We start from the raw sequence: 7004 nt of genomic DNA, 5'->3' as shown, positions 1-7004 counted from the left end.
CTTATCAAAATATTTTAGTCCCTGTTGACGGTTCGGAAACAGCTTATGCTGCGGTGGCTAAAGCAGTCGAGTTTGCCAAGGCATTTGGCAGTAAAGTTACAGTAGTTCAAGTCTTGGCACTTGATCCTTACATTGCAGCGGAATACATTTCAGCTAATCAAACCAATGATTTGATTGAACGTGCACGAACTGCAATTGTAGACTCGCTAGCTGCAGCAAAAGCAAAATTCAATGAACAAGGCCTTGACGTTGAAACCAAACTGCTTGAGGGACAAGTGATTCATCGTGAAATTGTCCAAGCTGCTGAAGACAGTCATGCCGACCTGATTATTATTGGTTCACATGGTCGTACTGGGTTGAAAAAAATGTTTTTGGGCAGTGTCGCTCAAAGTGTATTGGGAGAATCGCATATTCCGGTGCTGATTGTCCGCGAATAATATTTCTGATGATATTTCCCATCTTTTGCTAAAGGTGGGAAAATTTGATTCTGTTGATTCACCTGATTTATAAATTATTTATCCACTGAAATTGTTTTAAGTTAATTTTGTCCTCTATGACCGTTACCCCTTCTGCGAGTAATTTTACGCGCTGGATATTTTCTCCGTGAGCATTCAGTTTGCTTAGGCTAATTTTCCCTTGAGAGTTAATCACCCGATACCAGGGAATTTCACTCTCCTGATCTAGATGCTTTAACACATAACCCACTAGACGCGCATGTTTGGGCAAACCTGCCATTTTTGCGATTTGTCCGTATGAAGCTACCTTGCCATAAGGAATTAAAGCTACCACTTGTAAAATCTGACGGGCTAATTCATCACTTGCGGTTTGGAAATGTTCGGGCATAGTGTGTCCTTAAATCATCCATTTTAGACTTCTAGATTCATTTTTTATTCATGGCTTTTAGTTAAGAGACTTCCAATCAATGAGTAGAATGCTTCATCTATAAAGCTATACGACAGATCATTCATCTTTCACTACTTTCGCACCAATATGCACTAAAATAAAAAAAGCCCGTTAAGAGCTTTTTATTAGGATTAGAAATTGTCTGGACTTTCCAAACGTTTCACCACTTGTACCTTTTCCGGATTATGCATCACCGCTACACCATCTTCGGCTTTTTCATCAATTAAGGCATCCGGGTTATATACCGTAATGGTTTCATTACCATTGGCATCTTCACCGACAATATACTGAAAACCTTTTTTGTTCATTTTATGGCACATGCGTTGATACCAGCCTTTAAAACCGGTGGTTTCTTCATGCGGGTTGTAATAGAAGGCATTCATGACCGCCGGCAATCCGAGTCCACACACCAGGCCTGAAAGTAGTACGGAAATAAAGGTATAACCCACCAGAATACTGCTGTATTCACTGAGTTCTGGAATATTCGCTACTGCCAGAATTAACGCAAGCGAGATGCCGCCCCGTACCCCACCCCAGGATAAAATGGCCAAACTACCGTTATAACTTCTGTTTCTAAAGTTTGGAAAAAAGGCAAATGACAGATAGTTTGCAGCAAAACGTGAAGCATGCAGGATAATGAACGCCACAATACCGCCTAAAATCAGGCTGATGCTCAAATCCAGAATAAACAGTTCCAGACCAATCAAAGTAAACAGGAAGGAGTTAATAATGCCTTCAACGGTATGCCAGAAATGATTGACTTCACGAATTTCACGTTCCTGTAAAATTTCTTTCCATTTGTTCCCAACCACTAGGCCGCCAATGACACAGGCAATCGGTGCAGATGCATGGGCAAATAACGCAACTAAATAGGAGCCACAGGCCAACAGCGCTGTAGTTAAGATTAAAGATTCCATTTCGTGTTTGCCACGCAGCAATCTTAAAATCCCTAGACCAAAGCCCCAGCCAATAATGACTGCTACTACAATCTCATAAAGCAAAGTTTGCAAGGTGCCAATAATAGTAAAATGTTCGCCCTGCAATACATTCAATAAAGTCATGAATACGGCGATACACATGGCATCATTAAACAATGATTCACCTTCCAGTTTTACAATCAGGTGATGTGGCGCACGTACCGAACTTAATACGCCTTTGACCCCAATCGGGTCAGTCGCACCCAGTGCAGCGCCTAACAGTAAAAGCACCAATAAATCGACATGTTTGCCAATTAAAAATTGATAGCCATATAAAGTCACGCCAAAAAAGACTGCACAAAGTACCAGTGCGATACTGGCTAAAATACTGATCGGCTTCCAATGACTTTTTAAATCGGACACTTTGAATTTTAAAGCGGAAGAGGTCAGGATAAAGCAAATCACGCCATTGATTAAAAAGTCGTAAAAATCAATATGACGTACTGCTTCTTCAATATTATGAATATTAATGGTAATAAACTGGTTACCATTGAGTAAACTTGCGCCCCATTGCAATATAAAGACAAAAATTGCAGAAACAATCGGTACACCAATGGCTTGAGGAAAGCCCAACACCCGTTTATTGAAAATAGTGGTAGCTATCGAAAGTGCAAAAATGACTGTAAAAACTTGAAGAAAAAAGAAATTTCCCATTAAGGTTCCAATTTGAGCGATTCATTGGAATAAAGCGAACGCATCTAGCTATTTCCAACTAAATATTTAATTAAATAATTAATTAAATAACATTTATTAACCGAATCAGTTTAACCATTTTTTGCTTATTCAAACAAAATGGTTAAGTTTTTTTACATATTTTTAGCAATGATTTAACATAGTCTGCTATCAGCAAATTTAGTGTAGCAACACTTTCTTCATTTTCTACTTTAAGTTGAATTTACCCATGCATCAAACAGTTAAAACCATATTTCGGCTTTTTTTTGCAGGGATCATTTTTCTTATCACCTTGGCTTTATTTTTAAGCATTTTTTCAAAAAGCCGGGAAATTTTGCAAGCCGATCAAGCTTTCCAGCAAGCCGAGCAAATTTCATTAACCTCTACACCCAATAAACAACTGGTGCTAGTTTCGAATAACCAACGACCGGATCAGGCCATTTATATTGTAATTGCCCAGAATGGTTATATTGCTCAATTACGCTGTGAACATTATTTAAATGATATTTGCACAGATGAATATAACCAGTCACATACCCGACAAATCCAGCAATTAGAGTTATTAAAAATTGGGCAATACCAATATATCCAGCAAGTCAGTTACCAAGATAGTCGTACCCAGAAGCGGCAGCAATGGTCTTATTCCAAGCAGCAAATTCAGCAATTTTATCAGGCTGATATTTCAGATTTAAAATATAGCCTGTTTAGCATGGCCTTGTTTGCATTGGCTGCCCTATATGTATCCATTCGGATTATTCGAAACTTTAAAAAGTTTATCAACGGTTAAACAGCGCAAATAAAAAAGAGGATTCGATATCCTCTTTTTTAATTCTTCATTTCTATTTAAATGGCTTGGTTGAAAGTATCACAATCATTGAGATTGCCCGATTTCAAACCGGTTTGAAACCATTTCATGCGCTGCTGACTGCTACCATGGGTAAAGCTATCCGGTACCACCTGCCCAGTTGCACGTTTTTGTAAATAATCGTCGCCAATTTTATGCGCAGCATCCATGGCTTCTTCAATATCACCCTGTTCCAGAAATTGAGTGCGCTGCTGGTTATGATTGGCCCAGATGCCGGCAAAACAGTCTGCCTGTAATTCCTGACGTACCGACAATTGATTGCCTTGTACTTGACTGCTTTGAGCTCTTGCCTTTTGCACTTGTTCCGAAATGCCGAGTAAAGTTTGAAGATGGTGTCCTACTTCATGAGCTACTACATAGGCTTGGGCAAAATCTCCAGCCTGATCCTGACGTGAAAGTTCGGTGCTGTTTTGCTCACCAGAAATGCCCATTTGCTGACGCATATCTTTAAAGAAGGCCGTGTCGATATACACTTTTTGATCTGCCGGACAATAGAAAGGTCCCATGGCAGATTGTGCTGTACCGCAGCCCGAATTGACTACACCATTAAACATCACCAATTTAGGCGCAACATACTGTGCATTTAATTGCTGCTGGAACACTTGAGACCAGGTATCTTCGGTATCGGCCAATACCGTCCCGACAAAATCCATTGCTTCTTGCTGTTCTGGCGTTGGATTCTCCAAGCCGCGAGTTTCAGCCAGCTGTGATTGTGAGGTGACTTGTTTGGTCGCTTGATAGGCTTGTTGAGGATCGACCCCAAAAAACTTCCACGCCACAAAAGCAACCACAAGTCCTAAAATACTGACACCACCTGCTTTAGCTCCGGCACCACCGCGACGGTCTTCTACATTGGTACTTACACGACGTCCTTTCCAGCGCATAGTGATATTCCTTATAGTTGACTTTTGAGCTTCATTTTAGCGAGCTTTTGCTGATTAAGCTTGCTTTGACTTCGGCTTGATTTTTTGAATGAGAGCAATCACCATTAAAACCAATAATCCTGCAATAAAACCAATCACCAGATTAATTAAGGTCGGAGTAACTGCACCAATAATATTTCCTACTGTGGGAATGTGTTGAACGTGATCGACCGAATTTTCAGTTAAATGATGAAACCACGGAATGGTATGGGTAATAATTCCGCCACCAACCAGGAACATGGCAATGGTTCCGACAATGGTCAGGGTTTTCATCAATTTTGGCGCAAAAGCCAGTAAACCGCGTCCTATGCTTTGTTTAAAACTCGATGCCTGCTCGGTTAAGTACAATCCCAGATCATCAATTTTGACAATCATGGCGACAAAACCATATACACCCACAGTCATGACGATTGCAATAATTGACAGTACGATCACTTTATTCATAAAAGCCGCAGTAGCCACTGTACCCAATGAAATCACCACAATTTCAGCCGACAAAATAAAATCGGTACGAATTGCACCCTTGATTTTCTCTTTCTCGAACTTGGCTAAATCGGTTTCAATAGCGGTAAATTCTGTTTCAGCAGCTTCTTTGGTCTTGGCTTTTTTATGATGCAAACTGTGCAGGACTTTTTCTACGCCTTCATAACAGAGAAACAGCCCGCCAATCATCAATAAAGGATTTATGAGCCACGGTGCAACCACACTAATCAATAAGGCTAAAGGCACAAGAATTAATTTATTTATAAAAGAACCTTTTGCGACTCCCCAAACCACAGGCAGTTCACGTTCAGCACGTACTCCACTGACCTGCTGAGCATTGAGGGCTAAATCGTCTCCCAATACCCCTGCAGTTTTTTTTGCTGCCACTTTGCTCATGACCGCAACGTCGTCTAAAACAGTCGCAATATCATCTAATAATATTAATAAGCTACTCGCCATTCTTGTTATCCTTAATGTCTCTATTCTGCATTTTAAAGATAAATATTTAAAAAAACTGTATCAACATCATTAAATTCTTCGTATTTTTTCAATGATCTGTTTTTATAGTGCCTGACATTCAAAAACATTATGCCGTACAATAAGGCCATTCATCAGCATATACATGTAGTGCTAACTACTTTGGAATAGAGAGATAATGAGTAATCAAGACAATCGTCCTGTTATTTTGACGGGTGACCGCCCAACCGGACAACTTCATTTAGGTCATTTTGTAGGTTCTTTACGTTCACGTGTTGGATTGCAGGATTCTCACCATCAACATCTTCTCCTTGCTGATGCCCAGGCTTTAACCGATAACGCCGATAACTTTGAAAAAGTACGTCGTAATATTATTGAAGTTGCCACTGATTATTTGGCGGTAGGTATTGATCCAACCAAAACGACAATTTGTGTGCAGTCATGCTTGCCGGCATTGAATGAACTGACCATGCTATATCTCAACTTTGTCACGGTGTCGCGTCTGGAACGCAACCCGACCATTAAATCTGAAATCCAGATGCGTGGCTTTGAACGTGACATTCCGGCAGGTTTCCTGTGCTACCCGGTGGCACAAGCGGCTGACATTACCGCTTTTAAAGCAACGGTTGTGCCGGTAGGTGAAGACCAGATTCCAATGATCGAACAGACCAACGAAATCGTGCGTCGTTTAAACCGTCAGATCGGTCGTGAGCTGCTTCCAGAATGCAAAGCGCTCCTGTCTAATGTTGGCCGTTTGCCTGGTTTTGATGGTAAAGCCAAAATGTCGAAATCTTTGGGCAACACCATTGTGCTGGACGCTTCGGATAAAGACATCAAGAAAGCCGTGAATGCGATGTATACCGATCCAAATCACTTGCGTATTGAAGATCCGGGCCAGGTTGAAGGCAACGTGGTATTTACCTATTTAGATGCTTTCGATACCAATAAAGAAGAGCTGGAAGAATTAAAAGCCCATTATCGTCGTGGCGGTTTAGGCGATGGTACGGTGAAAAAACGTCTTGAAGGCATTTTAAAGGAAATGATTGGCCCTATTCGTGAACGTCGTATGGAATTACAGAAAGATCCAGACTACATCATGGATATTCTGAAAACCGGTACCGATAAATGCCGTGATATTACCCAGCAAACCCTCGATGAAATTAAATCAGGTTTGGGTGTATTCCATTTCTAAATCCTTATCAATAAACAGCCCTTCTTTTAGAGAGGGGCTTTTTTTTATAACCCGCTAAAAAATAGGCAATATGTCACACTTACCTATAGTTATTAACCTGAATTAACACAACTTTACTGAAAGCCTCATGAAATGACTCTGCATTCATTTTATGATTTTTCCAATGCTTAGGGCTATTCATAGTTCTAACATTCTCCTTAACCGAACTGTGCAAACAGATTCGTTGTTCTACGCAGTGATCACCCCAATCATTGCGTATTTTTTTGCCTGAATTTTAATTAAGCATAGGTTTCAAGCCATAAAAAACCCGCACGAGGCGGGTTTTTTTATATTCAGCACTTATGCATGTTTATGACGCATATGCGGGAACAAAATTACATCACGGATACTTGGTGCATTGGCAAAGATCATCACTAAACGGTCAATACCGATACCCTCACCTGCTGTAGGAGGAAGGCCGTATTCAAGCGCTTCAATAAAGTCTGCATCGAAGTGCATTGCTTCATCATCAC

At 40.6% G+C, this 7004-nt stretch carries 8 protein-coding genes; 3 read left to right on the top strand and 5 right to left on the bottom strand.

Annotated elements, in window-relative coordinates:
• Positions 1-437 (top strand): universal stress protein (locus tag B2Y23_RS01360; RefSeq protein ID WP_291368542.1); only part of this gene is annotated, 437 nt, incomplete at its 5' end.
• 67 nt (positions 438-504) lie between these two features.
• Here the strand turns inward: B2Y23_RS01360 and B2Y23_RS01355 are convergent.
• Both B2Y23_RS01355 and B2Y23_RS01350 read right to left on the bottom strand, forming a co-directional pair.
• On the bottom strand, positions 505-843 hold the full coding sequence (locus B2Y23_RS01355) for an MGMT family protein (protein ID WP_291352601.1): 339 nt from the start codon (positions 841-843) through the stop codon (positions 505-507).
• A gap of 191 nt (positions 844-1034) precedes the next feature.
• Positions 1035-2534 carry a cation:proton antiporter gene (locus B2Y23_RS01350; protein ID WP_291352599.1) on the bottom strand — a complete coding sequence of 500 codons (1500 nt, stop codon included), beginning with the start codon at positions 2532-2534 and terminating at the stop codon, positions 1035-1037.
• A 247-nt stretch (positions 2535-2781) separates the two neighbouring features.
• Here B2Y23_RS01350 and B2Y23_RS01345 point away from each other — a divergent pair, with 247 nt between their 5' ends.
• Complete coding sequence (locus B2Y23_RS01345) at positions 2782-3339, top strand: hypothetical protein (RefSeq protein ID WP_291352597.1); 558 nt, start codon at positions 2782-2784, stop codon at positions 3337-3339.
• 56 nt (positions 3340-3395) lie between these two features.
• Here the strand turns inward: B2Y23_RS01345 and ypfJ are convergent, their stop codons facing one another.
• Positions 3396-4301, bottom strand: coding sequence for a KPN_02809 family neutral zinc metallopeptidase (ypfJ, locus tag B2Y23_RS01340; protein ID WP_291352595.1), 906 nt, complete (start codon positions 4299-4301; stop codon positions 3396-3398).
• A 54-nt stretch (positions 4302-4355) separates the two neighbouring features.
• Entirely contained in the window at positions 4356-5282 is a 927-nt protein-coding gene (locus tag B2Y23_RS01335) for a DUF808 domain-containing protein (protein ID WP_291352593.1), read from the bottom strand.
• Positions 5283-5478: 196 nt separating this feature from the next.
• Between B2Y23_RS01335 and trpS the strand changes: the two genes are divergently transcribed.
• Positions 5479-6492, top strand: coding sequence for a tryptophan--tRNA ligase (gene trpS / locus B2Y23_RS01330; protein WP_291352591.1), 1014 nt, complete (start codon positions 5479-5481; stop codon positions 6490-6492).
• A gap of 339 nt (positions 6493-6831) precedes the next feature.
• On the opposite strand, the gene B2Y23_RS01325 is transcribed toward trpS, so the two are convergent.
• On the bottom strand, positions 6832-7004 hold a 173-nt coding region (locus tag B2Y23_RS01325; protein WP_291368546.1), incomplete at its 5' end, for an amino acid--tRNA ligase-related protein.

The organism is Acinetobacter sp. UBA5934, from assembly GCF_002430855.1.
GTDB lineage: Bacteria > Pseudomonadota > Gammaproteobacteria > Pseudomonadales > Moraxellaceae > Acinetobacter.
This window is presented reverse-complemented; position numbering and strand designations above follow the sequence as displayed.

What these genes read in the sequence shown, in the direction of transcription:
- B2Y23_RS01335 (WP_291352593.1), bottom strand. Translation starts at nt 5,282, where the DNA reads ATGGCGAGTAGCTTATTAATATTATTAGATGATATTGCGACTGTTTTA.
- trpS (WP_291352591.1), top strand. Translation starts at nt 5,479, where the DNA reads ATGAGTAATCAAGACAATCGTCCTGTTATTTTGACGGGTGACCGCCCA.
- B2Y23_RS01345 (WP_291352597.1), top strand. Translation starts at nt 2,782, where the DNA reads ATGCATCAAACAGTTAAAACCATATTTCGGCTTTTTTTTGCAGGGATC.
- B2Y23_RS01355 (WP_291352601.1), bottom strand. Translation starts at nt 843, where the DNA reads ATGCCCGAACATTTCCAAACCGCAAGTGATGAATTAGCCCGTCAGATT.
- B2Y23_RS01350 (WP_291352599.1), bottom strand. Translation starts at nt 2,534, where the DNA reads ATGGGAAATTTCTTTTTTCTTCAAGTTTTTACAGTCATTTTTGCACTT.
- ypfJ (WP_291352595.1), bottom strand. Translation starts at nt 4,301, where the DNA reads ATGCGCTGGAAAGGACGTCGTGTAAGTACCAATGTAGAAGACCGTCGC.